This window comes from Enterobacter cloacae complex sp. EB5 (assembly GCF_031432835.1).
Lineage (GTDB): Bacteria > Pseudomonadota > Gammaproteobacteria > Enterobacterales > Enterobacteriaceae > Enterobacter > Enterobacter hormaechei_C.
On the sequence record NZ_CP133860.1, the window covers coordinates 396,133 to 417,210 of the forward strand.

The window sequence follows — 21,078 nt, forward strand, 5'->3', positions numbered from 1 at the left end:
TCCTGTCAGTCAAAGCGCCACCGGAACCGCGTAGAAGTTACTGCACTAACGCGAGCAGTTCCTTGAGCAAATGTTCCGGCTGTTCGCCGCTGAGTTCAGCGTCAACCGGCAGATACCACCAGTTTTCTTTCGCAAAGGCCCGGCATTTTACCGCGTCTTTTTCCGTCATAATCAGCGTCTGGCCCGGCGCTGCCAGCCTTTCAACCTCTTCGGCAACTAACGTCTGGTGATCGGCGAGCGGCACCCGTTTATCAAGCTTTGCGCCGCACTGCTCCAGCGTTGCGAAGAAACGCGGCGGATGACCTATACCGGCCATCGCAACCAGATGTTCCAGTTGCGCGACGTCTTTGCGCTCGCCGGTCAACATATTCACGGCCTGTCCGGGACGAAGATGCATCGGGATTTCGCCCGCTCTGGCTTCACCCCCATTCACAATCACGGCATCGACGCTTTTCAGGCGCGACGCACGCTCACGCATTGGACCGGCTGGCAGCCACCAGCCGTTGCCAAAACGCCGCACGCCGTCGATGACCACGATCTCTTTGTCACGCGCCAGCGCGTAATGCTGCAAACCATCATCGGTAATAATGATTTGTACGTCATGCTCCGCAAGCAGTGCCTTCACGGCCTCACTGCGCACTGGCGATACCGCAACCGGCGCGCCGGTACGCTGATAAATCAGTACCGGCTCATCACCGGCTTCAGCGGTTGTCGTAGCTGGGCTCAGCACCAGGGGATACTGCGCCGCTTTACCACCGTAACCGCGTGAGACAACTCCCGGGCGGATACCGCGTTTATGGAGCTGTTCTACCAGCCAGATCACCACCGGGGTTTTGCCGTTTCCACCCGCCGTCAGGTTGCCGACCACCACCACCGGTACCGGTGCGCGCCAGGCGCACTTGATCCCGAGGCGGTAAAGCAGACGAATAGCACTGCTCACCAGGCCATACAGCCAGGAGAGCGGGAGAAGCAGCACCCACAGAGGGGATTCACCCGACCAGATGCGTGCAATCATTGACCGAACTGCATTTTATGAAGCTGGGCGTAAACACCACGCTGTTCAAGCAGGTCCGCATGGCTGCCGCGTTCAACGATCACGCCATCTTCCACCACCACGATTTCGTCAGCCTGTTCGATGGTCGACAGACGGTGCGCGATAACCAGCGAGGTACGGTTTTTCTGTAATTCATCCAGAGCCGACTGGATAGCGCGTTCAGATTCCGTATCCAGTGCGGACGTTGCTTCATCGAGGATCAGAATCGGGCTGTTGCGCAGCAGCGCACGGGCAATCGCGATACGCTGGCGCTGACCACCGGAGAGCAGCACCCCGTTTTCGCCAATGATCGTATCCAGACCGTTATCCATTTTGTTAATGAAGTCCATCGCATAGGCCATACGCGCCGCATTCTCAATCTCTTCACGGCTGTACTCTTCGGTACGGGCATACGCAATGTTGTTCGCCACCGTATCGTTGAACAGATGCACGTTCTGCGAGACCAGCGCAACTTGGTTACGCAGCGACTGGAGGGTATATTCCCGCAGGTCGTGACCATCAAGCAGGATCTCGCCCTGGTCGATATCGTAGAAACGGGTAATCAGGCTGGCAATGGTCGACTTGCCCGAACCGGAACGACCGACCAGCGCGACGGTTTTACCCGCCGGGATGGACAGGCTGATATCACGCAGCGCTGGCACTTCACGGCCTGGATAGGTAAAGGTGACGTTACGGAATTCCAGGTCGCCTTTAGCGCGCTCGATCACGCGTGTACCTTCATCTTTTTCCTGTTCGGAATCGAGAATGCTGAACAGCGTCTGACAGGCTGCCATCCCGCGCTGGAACTGGGCGTTGACGTTAGTCAGCGATTTCAGCGGACGCATCAGCGCAATCATGGATGAGAACACCACCGTAATGGTACCCGCAGTCAGGGTTTCCATGACGCTCGGGAAGCTTGCGGCATACAGGACAAAGGCCAGGGCCAGAGAGGCAATCAATTGAATGATCGGATCGGAAATCGACGAGGCCGATACCATTTTCATCCCTTGCAGGCGCATTCTGTTGCTGACCTTGTCAAAGCGTTTGGTTTCGACTTCCTGACCGCCGAAAATCAACACTTCCTTATGGCCTTTCAGCATCTGCTCGGCGCTGGTCGTCACCTGCCCCATCGTATTCTGCATATTTTTACTGATGTTGCGAAAACGCTTTGATACCACGCGGATCGCGATGGATACAATCGGCGCCAGCACAATAAGGATCAGCGACAGTTGCCAGCTGTAATAGAACATCATCGCGAACAGGCCGATGATGGATGCGCCTTCACGCACAACGGTAATCAGTGCGCTGGAAGAGGACGAGGCCACCTGCTCTGAATCGTAGGTAATACGCGACAGCAGGGTACCGGTTGACTGTTTGTCAAAGAATGAGACTGGCATCCCCATCATATGGCTGAATAACCGACGGCGCATGGTCATCACCACTTTACCGGATACCCAGGAGATGCAGTAGCTGGATACATAGCTGGAGATTCCGCGTAAGATCATCAGCCCAATAACCACCAGCGGCATCCATAGCAGCACTGAACGATCCGTTTTACCAAAACCGTCATCCAGTAACGGTTTGAGAAGCGATAACATAAACGTATCGCTGGCTGCGTTGAGGATTAACGCTACGCCCGCCACGATCAAGCCTGCTTTGAAAGGAGCAATCATCGGCCAGAGCCGGCGGAACGTTTGCCACGTGGAGAGATCTTTGTCGTTATGCATTCAAAAAACCAGCATTTGTTGAAATAGCCGCATATTCTACCCGTTATCTACGGGCGCGCCAAACCACTGATGATACCAACGCGGTAAATAGTGTTCACGTAAGCGGCGAATTTGCCGACTATGGTGCGAAAACGTCACAGATATCTGCCCGGACTGCGGGGTATCAAGCCAGAGATACCCTTCGGTTCGATAGCGCCGGACCACTTTAATGGAAGGGAAACGCCACGCGTTATAGCGGGCCATTGAGGCCAGCGAAACCTGCCCCTCCACGCGCTGTAGCAACGGTGTTGAGGATGACGTGTTACTTCCATGATGCGGCACCTGAATCAGTGTAGACGCAAGTTGACGCCAGCGGTGGCTCAGCATTGCCAGTTCTGCCTGCCCTTCAATATCTCCGGTCAGTAACACGCTCTGTTCGCCGTCATCGATTTTTACCACGCAGGAGCGGTTGTTACCTTTCGCCGAGGTGTTTTCGGGTGGCCAGTGCACGGAGAACGTTAAACCCTGCCACTGCCATCGCTGTCCTCGAAAGCACGGAAGATGCCCGGCCCAGGATAAGGGGCTTCTGATCCACATTGCGGGCCAGGCAGCTTTTAGCGATGCCAGCCCCCCCGCGTGGTCGAGATGTTCATGGCTCAGGATCGCCCCTTCCGGTTTCAGATGATGCCAGCGTAGCCAGGGGATAATCAGCTGCTGCGCACTGTCCCCACCGGGCCATGCCAGCCCGGTGTCATACAGAATGGCCTTCCCGTGACGCTCAATGACCATCGCCAGCCCCTGCCCTACATCCAGCATATGCAGGGACCAGCTGTCTGTTTTAACCCTGTGCCAGAGGGAAAAGGCCAACACCACGCTGCCTGCCAGACAGACTGCGGGTACTGCGCTAAAGGCCCTGAATCGCCAGCCAATGATCAGCAGCCACGGCAGTAACGTCAGGTATTGCCAGCGTTCATCAACGTCCTGCCAGCCATTCGGTAAATGCATCAATAGCCAGAAAAGCCCTGCCAGAGATTTATCGGTAGCCAGCCAGACGACACTTTCCAGCGCCGCCACCGGAAACAGATGCAGAAACATGCCGAGCAGGATCAGCGGAACTGAGATAAACGTGACCAGAGGAACGGCAAACAGATTCGCCACCAGCGAGGAGAGACTGAAACCATGAAAAATCAGCACCTGAAGCGGCAACAGAAGCAGCAGCATACCGACCTGCAAATACAATAGCGTAACCATCGGCCGCAGACGCCGGCCACGTTGCCAGTGAGGGAGAGGCAACCACTGATACCAAAAAATAAGCGCGGCGACCGCAAACGCTGAAAGCGCCAGGCTTTGTGACAGGACCGCCAGTGGATCGAAAACCAGGATCGCCGCCACGCAGGTAAGCCATACCTGCCAGGGCGACCACTGGCGACCGCTCATTTTTAATGCAGCCAGTACCACAAGCGCGATAACCGTACGCAGCGCAGGCGGCTGCAAACCCGTTAGCCATGCGTAAAACGCGGCAAAAATCAGCCCTGCCAGCATGGGGATTTGCCAGATAATCCAGCGGCCCGGCAGGAAGAACTGGATGCCCCGCGTCAGAAACCAGATGACAGAAGCGGCCAGCGCAATATGCAATCCCGAGATTGCCATCAGATGCATCGTTCCGGTCTCACGCATCAGGTTTTTTATCTCCCGCGAGACCGACAGCCGCTCCCCCATCCCCAGCCCCAGGATCACGGGTCCCCACTGATATGCGGAAAGCGTATTCTGTAGTGATGTCAGGTATTGCGCACGCAGACTACAGCCCTCGTCAACGAGCGCCGCATGGGAAAACCGTCCACTCAGCGTCTGGTGTCGGGCAAAGGCATTTTTCTGTGAATCATAGCCGCCATCGTTGAGTTCTCCGTGTACCGCCCTGAGCCGCAGGGTCATTGCCCAGCGTTGACCCACGCAGACGTTTTGCGGCAGATAGTTGCCATACAGCGCCACGCCCATGGCACCCCACACGCGTTCTCCATTGAGGCTGACAATCTTTCCCTGATGCATCGTTGCGCCGTCCGTTGCGGTAATGACCACCTCGGCCTGCTGCGGTGCTTTCGTTAAATGGTTCATCGGCCATACGCTTTCCTGAGCGGCCAGGATCCCCCAGCACATAAAAAGCAATGCCAGGCCTGAAAACCTGAGCCATTTTCTCTGCTGTACGGATAACGCAACTCCTGCGGCAATCAGCAACCAGACAAGATGCAAATCTGGCAAATCGGGTAACCAATAGAGCGGGATTATAGCCAGAATGGCGCACATACTGATGACGTGGATCCCCATCTTCACCTCCATGTTTCAGGCGATTATGCGGCGGGACTGATGCGTCGTCAGACAGAAAAGGCGTGATTTACAGCGGGCGCTGCAACGTTTTTAAGTGTTTACAGCAAAGAGGAAATGAATATGCGGCGCGTATTCAGAAATGCAGGGGCGGGATACAAAAAAAGCACCCTAAGGTGCTTCCTTTAAACTCAGTTTAACCCTAATGATTAAACTCAGTTACCGTAAATATTGGCGCGATCGCGCAGTTCTTTACCCGGCTTAAAGTGCGGAACATACTTTCCTTCCAGCTCCACTTTATCGCCAGTCTTCGGGTTACGCCCGGTACGTGGTGCACGATAGTGCAGAGAAAAACTACCGAAACCGCGGATTTCAATGCGCTCGCCCTGGGCAAGAGTGGTAGCCATATGCTCCAGCATCTCTTTAACGGCATCTTCCACAGCCTTAGCAGGGATATGCGGTTGCTGACTGGCAAGTCTTTCAATCAATTCTGACTTGGTCATGATTCCTCCGGTTCCTTTCAAACCCATTAGCTGAACAGCTTATTAAACAAGGGCGGCCGTAGCCGCCCTTTGTTATTGATTACAGGACGAATCCTGCAATCTGTCAAGTCTGCTCTCCATCCTTCGCGCTGTAAATGCGTTACAGCTCAAATGATGGTGCGAACCTGAACTTACTCGCCTTTAGCTGCTTTGAAAGCTTCAGCCATTGCGTTGTTAGAGAAGTTTGCATCTTCCTGTTTGTTCACAGTTGCGATTGCATCTTTCTCATCAGCTTCGTCTTTAGCACGAACAGACAGGCTGATTGCACGGTTCTTACGGTCAACACCGGTGAACTTAGCTTCAACGTCGTCACCAACGCTCAGAACCAGAGTTGCATCTTCAACGCGGTCACGTGAAGCTTCGGAAGCGCGCAGGTAACCTTCAACGCCGTCAGCCAGTTCTACGGTTGCGCCTTTAGCGTCAACAGCAGTCACTTTACCGTTTACGATTGCGCCTTTCTTGTTCAGTGCAACCCAGTTGTTGAACGGATCTTCTGCGAGCTGTTTAACGCCCAGGGAGATACGCTCACGCTCTGCGTCAACTTGCAGAACAACTGCTGCGATTTCGTCGCCTTTTTTGTATTCACGAACTGCTTCTTCGCCTGCAACGTTCCAGGAGATGTCAGACAGGTGAACCAGGCCATCGATGCCGCCGTCCAGGCCGATGAAGATACCGAAGTCAGTGATAGACTTGATTTTACCTTCAACACGGTCGCCCTTGTTGTGGGTTTCCGCGAACTGCTGCCATGGGTTGTTTTTGCACTGCTTCAGGCCCAGGGAGATACGACGACGTTCTTCGTCGATATCCAGAACCATCACTTCCACTACATCACCAACGTTAACAACTTTGGATGGGTGGATGTTTTTGTTGGTCCAGTCCATTTCGGAAACGTGCACCAGACCTTCAACGCCTTCTTCGATTTCAACGAAGCAGCCGTAGTCAGTCAGGTTGGTAACGCGACCAGTCAGTTTAGTACCTTCTGGGTAACGCTTAGCGATAGCTACCCATGGATCTTCGCCCAGCTGTTTCAGGCCGAGGGATACACGAGTACGCTCGCGGTCGAACTTCAGCACTTTAACAGTGATTTCGTCGCCCACGTTCACGATTTCGCTTGGGTGCTTAACGCGTTTCCACGCCATGTCGGTGATGTGCAGCAGACCATCAACGCCGCCCAGGTCAACGAATGCGCCGTAGTCAGTGAGGTTCTTAACGATACCTTTGACTTCCATGCCTTCCTGCAGGTTTTCCAGCAGCTGATCGCGTTCTGCGCTGTTTTCGGATTCGATAACGGCACGACGGGAAACAACAACGTTGTTACGCTTCTGGTCCAGCTTGATTACTTTGAACTCAAGCTCTTTGCCTTCGAGGTGCAGGGTGTCACGGACTGGACGAACGTCTACCAGAGAACCTGGCAGGAACGCACGAATACCATTCAGCTCAACAGTGAAGCCACCTTTAACTTTGCCGTTGATAACACCGACCACAGTTTCAGCTTCTTCGTAAGCTTTTTCCAGCGTGATCCATGCTTCGTGACGTTTAGCTTTCTCACGAGACAGCAGGGTTTCGCCGAAGCCGTCTTCTACTGCGTCCAGAGCAACGTCAACTTCGTCACCTACCTGGATTTCCAGCTCGCCCTGGGCGTTTTTGAACTGCTCAGCCGGGATGGCAGACTCAGATTTCAGACCGGCGTCAACCAGTACAACGTCTTTGTCGATAGCAACAACAACGCCACGAACGATGGAACCCGGACGGGTTTCGATTTCTTTTAAGGATTCTTCAAACAGTTGAGCAAAAGATTCAGTCATGTTTAATCTTCAGGTTAATATTAACGTCCACCTGGCTCCGTGCCGGATGGGGTTGTTTCACATACCCGCCGTCAATCCCTTGCAGCGGGGGTACTGCTAAATCGGTCGCGATTACGCGAGTGCCAGTTTTTGGCGCGCATATTGTAGCGCTTTTTCAATCACTTGCTCAATAGTTAAACTGGTTGAATCCAGCACTAATGCGTCTTGCGCGGGAACAAGTGGTGCGACGGCGCGGTTACGATCGCGGTCATCGCGCTCTTTTATCTCGGATAAAAGGCGATCAAAGTTAACACTAAACCCCTTTTCCTGCAACTGAAGCATGCGGCGTTGAGCACGTTCTTCAGAAGAGGCGTCAAGGAAAATTTTCACTGGCGCATCAGGGAATACCACGGTTCCCATGTCGCGGCCGTCGGCGATCAGCCCCGGCGCTTCACGGAAACCGCGCTGGCGGCGTAACAGCGCTTCACGAACGCGTGGGAAAGCCGCCACCTGAGAGGCCGCATTGGCCACTTCCTGGGTACGGATTTCACCGCTGACATCTTCCCCTTCCAGGATCACTTCAAGGTTGCCATCGGTCGAGACAAAGCGCACATCCAGATGCGCAGCCAGCGGTACCAGCGCTTCTTCAGACGCCACATCCACATGATGGTGCAGCGCAGCCAGCGCCAGCACGCGATAGATTGCTCCCGAATCTAAAAGATGCCATTGCAATGCTTCCGCCATCGCTTTGCACAGAGTACCTTTCCCTGCGCCACTTGGCCCATCAATGGTGATTACCGGGGCAATTGCCGTCATCTTTTTCTCCTTAATTAAGGCATACCGTTTACATGAACGCCGCGCATTATACGCGCCAACGTGCGCAACTGTTACCTTTGCGTGCAAATTACGGAATGATTGAAGCAGAGTGTAGAAGAAATGAAAGAGGATGAGTGTCAGAAAGCGTAAGGAAATGCCGCATCAGGTGATGCGGCATACGATCATCAGGCCAGGGTGCTAATGCGCGCCAGCTGTTCGAAGTAGTCCGGGAAGGTTTTCGCCGTACACTTCGGATCAAGGATAGTGACTGGCGTATCTGACAACGCCACCAGCGAGAAACACATCGCCATGCGGTGATCGTTGTAGGTGCCAATTTCTGCAAATTGCAGTTTTGCCGGCGGCGTGACGCGAATGTAGTCTTCGCCCTCTTCTACCTCCGCCCCCACTTTACGCAGCTCGGTTGCCATCGCGAACAGGCGGTCCGTCTCTTTCACACGCCAGTTGTAAATGTTTCGCAGCGTGGTGGTGCCTTTCGCAAACAGCGCAGCGGTGGCAATGGTCATCGCCGCGTCCGGAATATGGTTCATATCCATATCGATGGCGTTCAGCTCACCGTGGGTGCAGGAGATGAAGTCATCGCCCCAGGTCACCACCGCGCCCATTTTTTCCAGCACGTCAGCAAAACGGATATCGCCCTGCACGCTGTTGCGGCCAATACCCGTCACTTTTACCGTACCGCCTTTAATCGCGCCTGCGGCAAGGAAATAGGAGGCGGATGAAGCATCGCCTTCAACCAGGTAGTGGCCCGGCGACTGGTACTGCTGCTCACCGCGAACCACGAAACGCTGATAAGACTGGTTTTCCACCTCAACGCCAAAGGTGTTCATCAGGTGCAGGGTGATATCAATGTACGGCTTAGAAACCAGGTCGCCTTTAATGCTGATGACGGTGTCCTGTGGTGCCAGCGGTGCGGTCATCAGCAGCGCAGTCAGGAACTGGCTGGAAACGCTACCGTCAACCTCAACATTCCCGCCAGTGAATCCCCCGCGCAGACGCAGGGGCGGGTAATTTTCCTGCTCAAGATAATCAATCTGCGCGCCGCCCTGACGCAGGGCATCCACCAGATGGCCGATCGGACGCTCTTTCATTCGCGGCTCACCGGTCAGCACAATATCGTTACTCCCCAGACACAGCGCAGCGGCCAGAGGACGCATCGCGGTACCGGCGTTACCCAGGAAAAGCTCCAGCGCTTCAGCAGAATGTAACGCGCCGCCGTTACCGGTGACTTCACAACGGGTACGATCGTCAGACAGCGCGTACTGAACGCCCAACGCTTTCAGTGCATTGAGCATATGGCGCACGTCATCGCTGTCCAGCAGATTAGTGAGGACGGTGGTGCCGTTTGCCAGAGCTGCCAGCAGCAGAGCGCGGTTCGAGACACTTTTTGAACCAGGCAGATTAATGGTGCCATCTACCCGCGCGATAGGTTGTAACGTCAGGGATTCCATGAAACTCAACTCTCAACTCAACATAATAAAAACCCCGCAGGAACGCTGCGGGGGTGAAAAACAGCCAATTAACCGTGACGACGTTCGAAGTCGATCATGAAATCAGTCAGGGCTTTAACGCCTTCCAGCGGCATGGCGTTATAGATGGAGGCGCGCATCCCGCCTACCACACGGTGGCCTTTCAGCGCATGCAGACCCGCCGCGAAGGACTCTTCCAGGAACACATTATCCAGGTTGCTGTCCGCCAGCTGGAACGGCACGTTCATGCGTGAACGGTTAGTTTTGGCAACATCGTTACGGTAGAAATCGCTCCTGTCGATCACGCCATACAGCAGTTCAGCCTTTTGCTGATTGATCTTATCCATCTGCGCCACACCGCCTTTTTGCTTCAGCCATTTGAAGACCAGGCCGGAGAGATACCAGGCAAACGTTGGCGGGGTGTTGAACATGGAATCGTTGTCGTTCAGGACGGTGTAATCAAGAATTGACGGGCAAGACTTATGGGCTTTCCCCAGCAGGTCTTCACGCACGATAACGATAGTCAGACCCGCAGGACCGATGTTTTTCTGGGCACCCGCGTAGATGACGCCGTAGCGGCTGACATCCAGCGGGGTGGACAGAATGGTTGAAGAGAGGTCCGCCGTCACAATGACATTTTCGCCAAAGTCTGGCTCTTCGTGAATGGCAATACCGTCGATGGTTTCGTTCGGGCAGTAGTGAAGATATGCGGCGTTATCAGAAAGCTGCCACTCGCTCATCGGCTTCACGGCGCGCAGACCGTCAACGGTCACTTTGGCATCGATGACATTCGGCGTGCAATATTTGTGCGCTTCTTTTACCGCACTGGCCGCCCAGTAGCCGGCATCAACGTAATCAGCGGTGGTTTTGTCGCCCAGCAGATTGAGCGGAATACCCGCAAACTGGCCGCGTCCACCGCCGTGACAGAACAATACTTTGTAGTTCGAGGGAATGTTCAGCAGATCGCGAAAATCCTTTTCTGCCTCTTCCGCCACCTGAATAAACGCTTTACCCCGGTGGCTGACTTCCATCACCGACGTACCCAGACCGTTCCAGTCACACAGCTCCTGTTGAGCCTGTTTGAGCACGTCTGCCGGTAACATTGCCGGACCTGAACTGAAATTAAAGACTTGAGCCATTTCCCCTCACCACGCTAAAAGCCATAAGTTATAACTGTGGATATCGGTTTTATCATTCAGTGACACGCGCCGCAATGTCTAAAACTGATGGCCGAAGAAATGTGCCCCTCGTCACACAATACAATCTGCCGTACCGTTGTCACAAAACCGACAAAATCGCTGTCAGGTGATGCGTTTAGCCCGGCTAACCTTCGTCCATTCTGGATTCGTACAGCGGGGGCATAATTGATGATCGCCCGCCTGCATAACCACCACATGACTACATTTTATGCAGGCATACTCGCCCGCTTCAGGTACAGTTTTGTATCGCTCGATGAGCATATCCGGCAGGATGCACAGGCCGGGCTTCACCTCATCGTCGGGATAGTAATAGACGCTGATTTGTCCGTTCGTTTCCATAATCGCCAGACGCACCTGCCCCAGCTGTTCAACGCTGCTTATGCGAAGCTCCATAAAGAACTCAAACTCCGTCATATTGGCGCTTTGCACATTCTCCCAGGCCAGCTGTCCGTCTTCAACAATGACCACCGGCTTCCCTTCAAGCAGGTCTTCCAGCTTTTCGCTCTTCGACATCAGCCACATGACCAGCCGGTACAGCAGCGCAAGCGTCACGAAGACGATAAAGACCGGCACCATCGGCACATCGTCATAAAAGGCAACGTCCCCTGCCGCCGACCCCAGCGTCAGGATGATCAGCACTTCAAACAGCGACATCTGCCGCACGCCGCGACGTCCGGTGATTTTCAGAAACAGGAAAACCAGTACAAAGGTGTACAGGCTGCGCAGCGCCACTTCGCCTAAAAACTCAGGAGGGACTTTATCAAACGCCATCCGCTGGAGATCAAATGCTTTCATTTTTCTATGCCTTAACAGTAGGTTACTGCTTATAAGCATAGCCCAGCCATTTATTTTCGCCGGAGATAGCACCCGTCACGCAAAACCCGTATCATTGCGCGCTTTACGTACGATAAAAGTGAACGCCATGACTCAAACGTTTATCCCCGGCAAAGACGCCGCTCTGGAAGATTCCATCGCTCGCTTCCAGCAGAAACTGACCGACCTGGGCTTTAATATCGAAGAAGCCTCCTGGCTGAATCCGGTGCCTCACGTCTGGTCCGTGCATATTCGCGACAAAGACTGTGCGCTGTGCTTTACCAACGGTAAAGGCGCGACCAAAAAAGCGGCGCTGGCCTCTGCGCTGGGTGAGTATTTTGAGCGTCTGTCCACCAACTACTTCTTCGCCGACTTCTGGCTGGGCGAAACCATTGCCAACGGTCCGTTCGTTCACTACCCGAACGAAAAATGGTTCCCGCTGACCGAAAGCGATGAACTGCCGGAAGGCATTCTCGATGCCCGCCTGCGCGCGTTCTACGATCCGGAAAACGAACTGACCGGCAGCATGTTGATCGACCTGCAATCCGGCAATGAGGATCGTGGGATCTGCGCCCTGCCGTTCACCCGTCAGTCTGACGAGCAGACCGTTTATATCCCGATGAACATCGTCGGCAACCTGTATGTGTCTAACGGCATGTCTGCCGGTAACACCCGCAACGAAGCGCGCGTGCAGGGACTGTCTGAAGTTTTCGAGCGTCACATCAAAAACCGCATTATTGCTGAATCCATCAGCCTGCCGGAGATCCCGGCTGACGTGCTGGCGCGCTACCCTGGCGTGGTGGAATCCATCGCCAAACTGGAAGCAGAAGGTTTCCCAATCTTTGCTTATGACGGCTCTCTGGGCGGCAAATATCCGGTTATCTGCGTGGTACTGTTCAACCCGACCAACGGCACCTGCTTCGCCTCCTTCGGCGCGCACCCGGACTTCGGCGTAGCGCTGGAGCGTACCGTGACCGAACTGCTGCAAGGTCGTAGCCTGAAAGATCTCGATGTCTTTACTCCGCCAACCTTTGATGACGAAGAAGTCGCCGAGCACACCAACCTCGAAACACACTTCATCGACTCCAGCGGTTTGATCTCCTGGGATATGTTCAAACAGGACGCGGACTATCCGTTCGTGGACTGGAGCTTTGCCGGTACGACGGAAGAAGAGTTCGCCACCCTGATGGCGATCTTCAACGCGGAAGATCAGGAAGTTTACATTGCCGACTATGAACATCTCGGCGTTTACGCGTGCCGCATTATTGTGCCAGGTATGTCGGACATTTATCCGGCAGAAGATCTGTGGCTGGCGAACAACAGCATGGGCGCGCATCTGCGTGAAACCCTGCTGGCCCTGCCAGGCAGCGAGTGGGATAAAGAAGATTATCTGAACCTGATCGCCCAACTGGACGAAGAAGGACACGATGATTTCACCCGCGTGCGCGAACTGCTGGGTCTGGCGACCGGAAAAGATAACGGCTGGTACACCCTGCGCATCGGCGAGCTGAAAGCGATGCTGGCGCTGGCGGGCGGCGATCTGGATCAGGCTTTGGCCTGGACCGAGTGGACGATGGAGTTTAACCAGTCTGTCTTCTCCGCCGAGCGCACTAACTATTACCGTTGCCTGCAAACGCTGCTCCTGCTTTCTCAGGAAGACGACCGCGAGCCATTGCAGTATCTCAACGCCTTTGTACGTATGTACGGTGCGGATGCCGTTGAAGCTGCCAGCGCGGCGCTTAGCGGTGAAGAGCCGTTCTACGGCCTGCAAGCGGTTGACAGCGATCTGAAAGCCTTCCCGGCGCATCAGTCACTGCTCAATGCGTATGAAAAATTGCAGAAGGCAAAAGCCGCTTACTGGTCAAAATAAGCGCATATAACATTAATGGCTGTAGGCGTATTCAATCGCCTGAGCTATATTACGGGGCAATTTCATTGCCCCTTTTTTTTATTTTTTCGCAATGACGTTTAATTGTAATAATTAAGTTAACCACGGGTAAATATAAAAACGCTTACCTGAGCTTTACTGTTACTAATTATAATAAATACTCCATTTTAATTAACTGTTCCACGGGAGGCTTAAGGAAAAAATTCAACTCTTTTCATAACTTTTAAAATTTATTTTTATACGGATAATCAAATACTTACTCCGCTTTTGCTGTAAAACCATACACACTGCGGGCCTATAAGCCAGGCGAGATATGATCTATATCAATTTCTCTTCTATAATGCTTTGTTAGTATCTCGTCGCCGACTTAATAAAGAGAGAGTTAGTGTGAAAGCTGACAACCCTTTTGATCTATTACTCCCCGCTGCGATGGCGAAAGTTGCCGAAGAAGCGGGTGTCTACAAAGCCACGAAACATCCGATGACGACGTTCTTTCTGGCCATTACGGCTGGGGTGTTCATCTCCATCGCTTTCGTCTTCTATATCACAGCCACCACCGGCACAGCCGGGATGCCTTTCGGCATAGCGAAACTGATTGGTGGTATTTGCTTCTCACTGGGCCTGATTCTCTGCGTCATCTGCGGCGCCGACCTCTTCACCTCAACGGTGCTGATTGTTGTGGCAAAAGCCAGCGGAAGAATTACCTGGGGTCAACTGGGGCGCAACTGGCTCAATGTTTACGTTGGCAACCTGATTGGCTGTCTGCTCTTTGTTCTGTTGATGTGGCTTTCTGGCGAGTACATGACCGCCAACGGCGGCTGGGGTCTTAACGTCCTGCAAACCGCCGACCACAAGATGCACCATACATTTATCGAAGCCGTTGCTCTCGGCATCCTCGCAAACCTGATGGTCTGCCTGGCGGTCTGGATGAGCTACTCTGGTCGTAGCCTGATGGATAAAGCCATGATTATGGTTCTGCCGGTTGCGATGTTTGTTGCCAGCGGCTTTGAGCACAGTATTGCGAATATGTTCATGATCCCGATGGGGATTGTTATCCGCAACTTTGCAAGCCCGGAGTTCTGGACTGCTGTAGGTTCAACCCCGGAAAGTTTTTCCCACCTGACTATTATGAACTTTATTACTGATAACCTGATCCCCGTCACTATCGGGAACATTATCGGTGGGGGTCTGTTAGTTGGGTTGACATACTGGGTCATTTACCTGCGTGGCGGCGATCATCATTAATGGTTGTCTCAGGCAGTAAATAAAAAATCCACTTAAGAAGGTAGGTGTTACATGTCCGAGCTTAATGAAAAGTTAGCCACAGCCTGGGAAGGTTTTACGAAAGGTGACTGGCAGAATGAAGTCAACGTCCGTGACTTCATTCAGAAAAACTATACCCCGTATGAAGGTGACGAATCCTTCCTGGCTGGTGCGACTGACGCAACCACCAAGCTGTGGGACAGCGTAATGGAAGGCGTTAAACTGGAAAACCGCACTCACGCGCCAGTTGATTTTGACACCTCCGTTGCTTCTACCATCACTTCTCACGATGCTGGCTACATCAACAAAGCCCTTGAGAAAATCGTTGGTCTGCAAACTGAAGCACCACTGAAACGCGCAATCATCCCGTTCGGTGGTATCAAAATGGTTGAAGGTTCCTGCAAAGCGTATAACCGCGAGCTGGACCCAATGCTGAAAAAAATCTTCACCGAATACCGCAAAACCCATAACCAGGGCGTATTCGATGTTTACACCAAAGACATTCTGAACTGCCGTAAATCTGGCGTTCTGACCGGTCTGCCAGATGCCTATGGCCGTGGCCGTATCATCGGTGACTACCGTCGCGTTGCGCTGTACGGTATCGACTTCCTGATGAAAGACAAATACGCGCAGTTCGTCTCTCTCCAGTCTGACCTGGAAAACGGCGTAAACCTGGAAGCGACTATCCGTCTGCGTGAAGAGATCGCTGAACAGCACCGTGCGCTGGGTCAGATCAAAGAGATGGCGGCTAAATACGGCTGCGATATCTCTGGTCCTGCTACCAACGCTCAGGAAGCTATCCAGTGGACCTACTTCGGCTACCTGGCCGCTGTTAAGTCTCAGAACGGTGCAGCAATGTCCTTCGGCCGCGTATCCACCTTCCTGGATGCGTACATCGAACGTGACCTGAAAGCAGGCAAAATCACTGAACAAGACGCTCAGGAAATGATTGACCACCTGGTCATGAAACTGCGTATGGTTCGCTTCCTGCGTACCCCAGAATATGATGAGCTGTTCTCTGGTGACCCAATCTGGGCAACCGAATCTATCGGCGGTATGGGCGTAGATGGTCGTACTCTGGTAACCAAAAACAGCTTCCGCTTCCTGAACACCCTGTACACCATGGGGCCGTCTCCGGAGCCGAACATCACCGTTCTGTGGTCTGAAAAACTGCCTCTGAACTTCAAGAAATTCGCTGCTAAAGTGTCCATCGACACCTCTTCTCTGCAATATGAGAACGATGACCTGATGCGTCCTGACTTCAACAACGATGACTACGCTATCGCTTGCTGCGTAAGTCCAATGGTTGTTGGTAAGCAAATGCAGTTCTTCGGTGCGCGTGCAAACCTGGCGAAAACCATGCTGTACGCAATCAACGGCGGCGTTGATGAAAAACTGAAAATGCAGGTTGGTCCTAAGTCTGAACCGATCAAAGGCGACGTGCTGAACTATGACGAAGTCATGGACCGCATGGACCACTTCATGGACTGGCTGGCTAAACAGTACGTGACCGCGCTGAACGTTATCCACTACATGCACGACAAGTACAGCTACGAAGCCTCTCTGATGGCGCTGCACGACCGTGACGTCGTTCGCACCATGGCGTGTGGTATCGCAGGTCTGTCCGTTGCGGCTGACTCCCTGTCTGCAATCAAATATGCGAAAGTTAAACCAATTCGTGACGAAGATGGTCTGGCTATCGACTTCGAAATCGAAGGCGAATATCCGCAGTTTGGTAACAACGACGCTCGCGTTGATGACATGGCGGTTGACCTGGTAGAACGTTTCATGAAGAAAATTCAGAAACTCACTACCTATCGTAACGCTATCCCGACTCAGTCTGTTCTGACCATCACCTCTAACGTTGTGTATGGTAAGAAAACCGGTAACACCCCAGACGGTCGTCGTGCTGGCGCGCCATTCGGCCCAGGTGCTAACCCAATGCACGGTCGTGACCAGAAAGGTGCGGTTGCCTCTCTGACCTCCGTTGCTAAACTGCCGTTTGCTTACGCGAAAGATGGTATCTCTTACACCTTCTCTATCGTGCCAAACGCGCTGGGTAAAGACGACGAAGTGCGTAAAACTAACCTCGCGGGTCTGATGGATGGTTACTTCCACCACGAAGCGTCCATCGAAGGTGGTCAGCACCTGAACGTGAACGTGATGAACCGTGAAATGCTGCTCGACGCGATGGAACATCCTGAGAAATATCCTCAGCTGACCATCCGTGTATCTGGCTACGCAGTACGTTTTAACTCCCTGACGAAAGAACAGCAGCAGGACGTTATTACCCGTACTTTCACTCAGTCCATGTAAGTGGAATTGACTGAAATCACGCGTTAAAAAGCGTACAATAAAGGCTCCACGCAAGTGGGGCCTTTTTAACACCCTCGCTTCATCAGTCTCTTTTGTCCGCTATCTATACTTAATGGATAACAGCCAAAACAGACTCGACATAGCCTTTGAGCTGTGCATCTACATAGGCCCCCGGATGGGCCAAATTCGGAGATATCACCGCAATGTCAATTATTGGTCGCATTCACTCCTTTGAATCCTGTGGCACCGTCGATGGCCCGGGGATCCGCTTTATCACTTTCTTCCAGGGCTGCCTGATGCGCTGCCTGTACTGCCATAACCGTGACACCTGGGACACCCATGGCGGTAAAGAAGTCACCGTTGAAGATCTGATGAAAGAGGTGGTGACCTATCGCCACTTCATGAACGCGTCCGGCGGTGGCGTGACGGCATCCGGCGGTGAGGCCATTCTTCAGGCTGAATTTGTGCGCGACTGGTTCCGCGCCTGCCACAAAGAAGGCATTCATACCTGCCTCGACACCAACGGCTTTGTGCGCCGTTACGATCCGGTTATTGATGAATTGCTTGAAGTGACCGATCTGGTGATGCTCGATCTCAAGCAGATGAACGATGAGATCCACCAGAATCTGGTTGGCGTTTCAAACCACCGTACCCTGGAATTTGCTAAATACATTGCCAACAAAGGCGTCAAAACCTGGATCCGCTACGTGGTGGTGCCGGGCTGGTCAGATGATGATGACTCTGCACATCGTCTGGGTGAATTTACCCGGGATATGGGTAACGTGGAGAAAATCGAACTCCTGCCCTATCACGAGCTGGGTAAACATAAATGGGTGGCGATGGGTGAAGAGTACAAGCTCGATGGCGTGAAGCCGCCGAAAAAAGAGACAATGGAACGCGTCAAAGGTATTCTTGAGCAGTATGGCCATAAGGTCATGTATTAACGAAAAGGCCCGGTGAAAACCGGGCCTTTTTATATTCTATTTAAAGACGCCGTTAATAACGGAAGTCACAATCGCCGTACTCAGCGCAATTAAGACCAGGTCGTTACCTACCACGCGCCATTCATAGCCCGGATAGGAAGGAAGCTGACCCAGCATATCGGCTGGCACGGTTTTCTTCGCAATGCCCGGAGGCAGTGGCTTACCGCGCGCCAGGTTTTTCGCAATACCCGGAGGCAGAGAGTCGTAACCCGTTAAGCCGTAATTCAGTGCCAGATGGCGGGCATGATCGAAGCTCACGCGAGCATCCACATCATTACTGACATCTTTGCTGTTTTTAAAGCTCTTATCCGATTTCCCAGGGTTATCCTGACCGTTATTGTGCTTATTACCATGGTTACCAGAGTTCCCGTTACCATGATTGCCGCTATTACCTTGTCCGCCACCGTTTCCGTGACCACCGCCATTCCCGTTTCCAGGATTAGCCATGGCCGGAGCCGTTGCAAACGTTAAAGCCAACACTACGGCAAGTGCGGTAGTGGAAAAACGACGAGTAGACATGATGGCTGCCTTTTAGTGGGAGAACTCATTGGAATTATCGCCAGGCAGTAAAAACTCACAATAAGTAAAAGTCTTATATGTGACAGGGACAAAAAAGCCTGTCATCGACAGGCTTTTAATAAATCAGGCATGGGCCACTGGCGTTGGATGTTCGCCCACTTTGCGCAGCAGCATTAGCAGATAAATAAACGACACGCTGGCGATCATGATAAACAGCAGATTATCAGAATAATTTTGCATGAGCATAGCGGTAAACGTCGGCCCCAGTAAACTGCCGATGGTGTAACTCAGCAACAAAGCCTGGTTCATCGCCACCAGCTGGTGATGCTCAACTTTCTCACATGCCCAGGCCATCGCGACCGGATAGAGCGTAAAGCCCGCAGCCCCCAGAATGAACAGCGCAGGCGCCATCGCAGCGTTGCTGAGCATGGCGAGACAGCCCATGATGACCACGAAGACCTGAACGCGCAGCACCAGCAGACGACCAAAGCGGTCCGCCAGGCGGCCAATCGGCCACTGGCCGACAATCCCCGCGCTGACCATCACCGCCATCCAGAAACCGATCCCGGAATCACTGACGCCCTGATGGTTAAGATAGAGCGGCATCAGGCCATAGAGCGAGCCCAGCACAATCCCGGAAATAATGCAGCCGTTAACCCCCAGACGCGCCTGGCGCAGTCTCAGCATCGGCCAGACGTGGGTGGCTTCCTGATGTTCGCTGTTTTGATTCACAATGCGGGTAAAGAGCAGCGGCAGGATCGCCGCGAGCACCATGCCCGTCACCCACGGCAGCACGCTCATCAGGTCGGTTGGCAGTTTGCTGACCATCAGCTGTCCCAGCACGGTACCGACGTAGTAAACCATCATATAGGCCGCCAGCAGACGCCCGCGATTACGGGACGTGCCGCTGCACATCAGCGCACTTTCAACCACCACCCAGATCATGGCGCAGCCGACGCCCGCAATAAAGCGCCAGACCATCCAGCTCCAGAAGCCGACCATGAGGCCTAAACCGGCGCAGCCGACGGCAAAGATCAGCGACGCCAGATAATAACTGCGGTTAAAACCAAAGCGCTTAATAAGGCTGCCCGTTAATAAGGTGCCCAGCAGATTGCCCGTAAAAAAGGACGAGCTAACCATACCCACCTGCCAGGTCGGTAAGTTTTCATGGGCGAGCCATAGCGGGACGAGTGTGTTTAACACCGCGATCGCCAGGGTCAGCAAAAGCAGGCCACAGAGCAACAAAAGCACCGGGCGGGTATAGGTGGTCATGGATTAAAAACCGTGAGGAAGTTCAGATTTCGTGCGCATCATGCCACTGGCAAAAACAAAGTCAATCTACCGATTCAGGCGTCACGCACGTTATGCGCCTTGTCGATTTAAAAAACTCATCCTGCTAATGCAAAGCCTGCTACTGATATTAATTATCTATTTGTTTTTATTTATTTCCGGGAATTTTTACACCGAAACATCAGTCGAAAAATTTCATGAATGAAAAAAGAAAAGCCGGGCGCTATGTCCCGGCTTTTTATAACAAAAACTAAAATTAGCTGGCGATAGCCATACCGACCGTCATATGCAGACCGTAAAATACGCCGCGACCAATTAACTCCCCTGCCAGCACCAGCACAAAGGCCAGAGACAGCAACGGCAGCGCAGGCGAGTAACCTTTAAGCTGAGGGGCAATCCAGCACACCAGCGCCGCCGTCAGCAGCACCACACGCCAGGCCATCAGCGAACCGTAATCCGGCACCAGCGCCGAAGCCTGCTGGATAGAGCTGTGAATAGTCGCCAGCTCCGCTCCCTGCATGAGCGCGACAACGGTACTGATTACCAGCGCCAGCAGCGAGACCGCGGGCAGCAGGCGCATCGCCCAACCATTAATGCCAGCCACACGCAGCAGCAGATAACCCAGCAGTGGCCCGCCAATAAACATGGTCAGGAAGAAGCTCATCGGCGTCCAGACGCTATACCAGGTCGGAACGGTATCGATGGTGTTGTACACCCGGACCATCATCCAGACGAAGACAACGCCCAGTACCATGGTGACGATGAGCCACAACGCGCGTAACCCTGAAGGCAGCTTTTTCAGCGCTGCCAGTAACCACCCCAGCCCACCAACGGCAAAGAAGATTGCGCCGCTGGCAATCTCGTTACTCAGCGAAGAGGCACCTACACGGTTCAGGGAGTTAAACGCGCGCATCGGTGAGCCCAGGTGCAGCGTAGAGGCGATAAACCCAACGCCCATCAACACCCACAGGCCAAACATGCTTAACACCAAACGCTGCTGCTGTTCAGCATTGAGGTTCCCTTTTAACAGCGCCAGCGCAAGGACGATAAACCCGCCCGCCACGCACTGCCCAAAGACCGTGAAGATCATCAGCGGCCATTCATGCCATCCACTTCCCAT

16 protein-coding genes are annotated in these 21,078 nt (G+C 53.3%); 4 read left to right on the top strand and 12 right to left on the bottom strand.

What is annotated here, in order from left to right; genetic code table 11:
- Positions 1 to 37: 37 nt before the first annotated feature.
- The 9 genes from lpxK to RHN82_RS02100 all read right to left on the bottom strand — a co-directional run bounded on the left by lpxK (position 38) and on the right by RHN82_RS02100 (position 11,681).
- Positions 38 to 1,015 (bottom strand): tetraacyldisaccharide 4'-kinase, encoded by a 978-nt coding sequence (lpxK, locus tag RHN82_RS02060; protein WP_047051715.1) that lies wholly within the window; start codon positions 1,013 to 1,015, stop codon positions 38 to 40.
- Positions 1,012 to 2,760 (bottom strand): lipid A ABC transporter ATP-binding protein/permease MsbA, encoded by a 1,749-nt coding sequence (msbA, locus tag RHN82_RS02065; protein WP_003858227.1) that lies wholly within the window; start codon positions 2,758 to 2,760, stop codon positions 1,012 to 1,014. Before msbA ends, lpxK begins: the two co-directional genes overlap by 4 nt.
- Positions 2,761 to 2,796: 36 nt before the next feature.
- The gene (locus RHN82_RS02070; protein WP_047051716.1) at positions 2,797 to 5,061 is read right to left on the bottom strand and encodes a ComEC family protein; all 2,265 of its coding nucleotides are present in this window, start codon (positions 5,059 to 5,061) and stop codon (positions 2,797 to 2,799) included.
- Between the two features lie 212 nt (positions 5,062 to 5,273).
- Complete coding sequence (gene ihfB / locus RHN82_RS02075; protein WP_003858233.1) at positions 5,274 to 5,561, bottom strand: integration host factor subunit beta; 288 nt, start codon at positions 5,559 to 5,561, stop codon at positions 5,274 to 5,276.
- Between the two features lie 170 nt (positions 5,562 to 5,731).
- A complete protein-coding gene (gene rpsA, locus RHN82_RS02080) occupies positions 5,732 to 7,405 on the bottom strand; it encodes a 30S ribosomal protein S1 (protein WP_003858235.1) in 1,674 nt (557 codons plus the stop codon).
- 111 nt (positions 7,406 to 7,516) lie between these two features.
- On the bottom strand, positions 7,517 to 8,200 hold the full coding sequence (gene cmk / locus RHN82_RS02085; RefSeq protein ID WP_015570968.1) for a (d)CMP kinase: 684 nt from the start codon (positions 8,198 to 8,200) through the stop codon (positions 7,517 to 7,519).
- Between the two features lie 185 nt (positions 8,201 to 8,385).
- Positions 8,386 to 9,669, bottom strand: a complete 1,284-nt coding sequence (aroA, locus tag RHN82_RS02090; protein ID WP_047051717.1) for a 3-phosphoshikimate 1-carboxyvinyltransferase — start codon at positions 9,667 to 9,669, stop codon at positions 8,386 to 8,388.
- A gap of 68 nt (positions 9,670 to 9,737) precedes the next feature.
- Positions 9,738 to 10,826: a 3-phosphoserine/phosphohydroxythreonine transaminase gene (gene serC, locus RHN82_RS02095; protein ID WP_023303390.1), complete on the bottom strand. Its 1,089-nt coding sequence runs from the start codon at positions 10,824 to 10,826 to the stop codon at positions 9,738 to 9,740.
- Between the two features lie 162 nt (positions 10,827 to 10,988).
- On the bottom strand, positions 10,989 to 11,681 hold the full coding sequence (locus RHN82_RS02100) for a DUF421 domain-containing protein (protein WP_047051718.1): 693 nt from the start codon (positions 11,679 to 11,681) through the stop codon (positions 10,989 to 10,991).
- A gap of 127 nt (positions 11,682 to 11,808) precedes the next feature.
- Between RHN82_RS02100 and ycaO the strand changes: the two genes are divergently transcribed.
- From ycaO to pflA, 4 genes are all read left to right on the top strand, one after another.
- On the top strand, positions 11,809 to 13,569 hold the full coding sequence (gene ycaO, locus RHN82_RS02105) for a 30S ribosomal protein S12 methylthiotransferase accessory factor YcaO (RefSeq protein WP_047051719.1): 1,761 nt from the start codon (positions 11,809 to 11,811) through the stop codon (positions 13,567 to 13,569).
- Positions 13,570 to 13,974: 405 nt separating this feature from the next.
- Entirely contained in the window at positions 13,975 to 14,832 is an 858-nt protein-coding gene (gene focA, locus RHN82_RS02110; protein ID WP_017384832.1) for a formate transporter FocA, read from the top strand.
- 51 nt (positions 14,833 to 14,883) lie between these two features.
- Positions 14,884 to 17,166: a formate C-acetyltransferase gene (gene pflB, locus RHN82_RS02115; RefSeq protein WP_003858247.1), complete on the top strand. Its 2,283-nt coding sequence runs from the start codon at positions 14,884 to 14,886 to the stop codon at positions 17,164 to 17,166.
- Positions 17,167 to 17,369: 203 nt separating this feature from the next.
- The gene (gene pflA, locus RHN82_RS02120) at positions 17,370 to 18,110 is read left to right on the top strand and encodes a pyruvate formate lyase 1-activating protein (RefSeq protein ID WP_003858250.1); all 741 of its coding nucleotides are present in this window, start codon (positions 17,370 to 17,372) and stop codon (positions 18,108 to 18,110) included.
- Between the two features lie 36 nt (positions 18,111 to 18,146).
- Here pflA and RHN82_RS02125 read toward each other — a convergent pair whose 3' ends face one another.
- The 3 genes from RHN82_RS02125 to RHN82_RS02135 form a co-directional block, all read right to left on the bottom strand.
- Positions 18,147 to 18,668: an anti-virulence regulator CigR family protein gene (locus tag RHN82_RS02125; RefSeq protein ID WP_047051720.1), complete on the bottom strand. Its 522-nt coding sequence runs from the start codon at positions 18,666 to 18,668 to the stop codon at positions 18,147 to 18,149.
- Between the two features lie 123 nt (positions 18,669 to 18,791).
- A complete protein-coding gene (locus tag RHN82_RS02130; RefSeq protein ID WP_003858254.1) occupies positions 18,792 to 19,940 on the bottom strand; it encodes an MFS transporter in 1,149 nt (382 codons plus the stop codon).
- Between the two features lie 274 nt (positions 19,941 to 20,214).
- Positions 20,215 to 21,078, bottom strand: coding sequence for a dimethyl sulfoxide reductase anchor subunit family protein (locus RHN82_RS02135; RefSeq protein WP_047051721.1), 864 nt, complete (start codon positions 21,076 to 21,078; stop codon positions 20,215 to 20,217).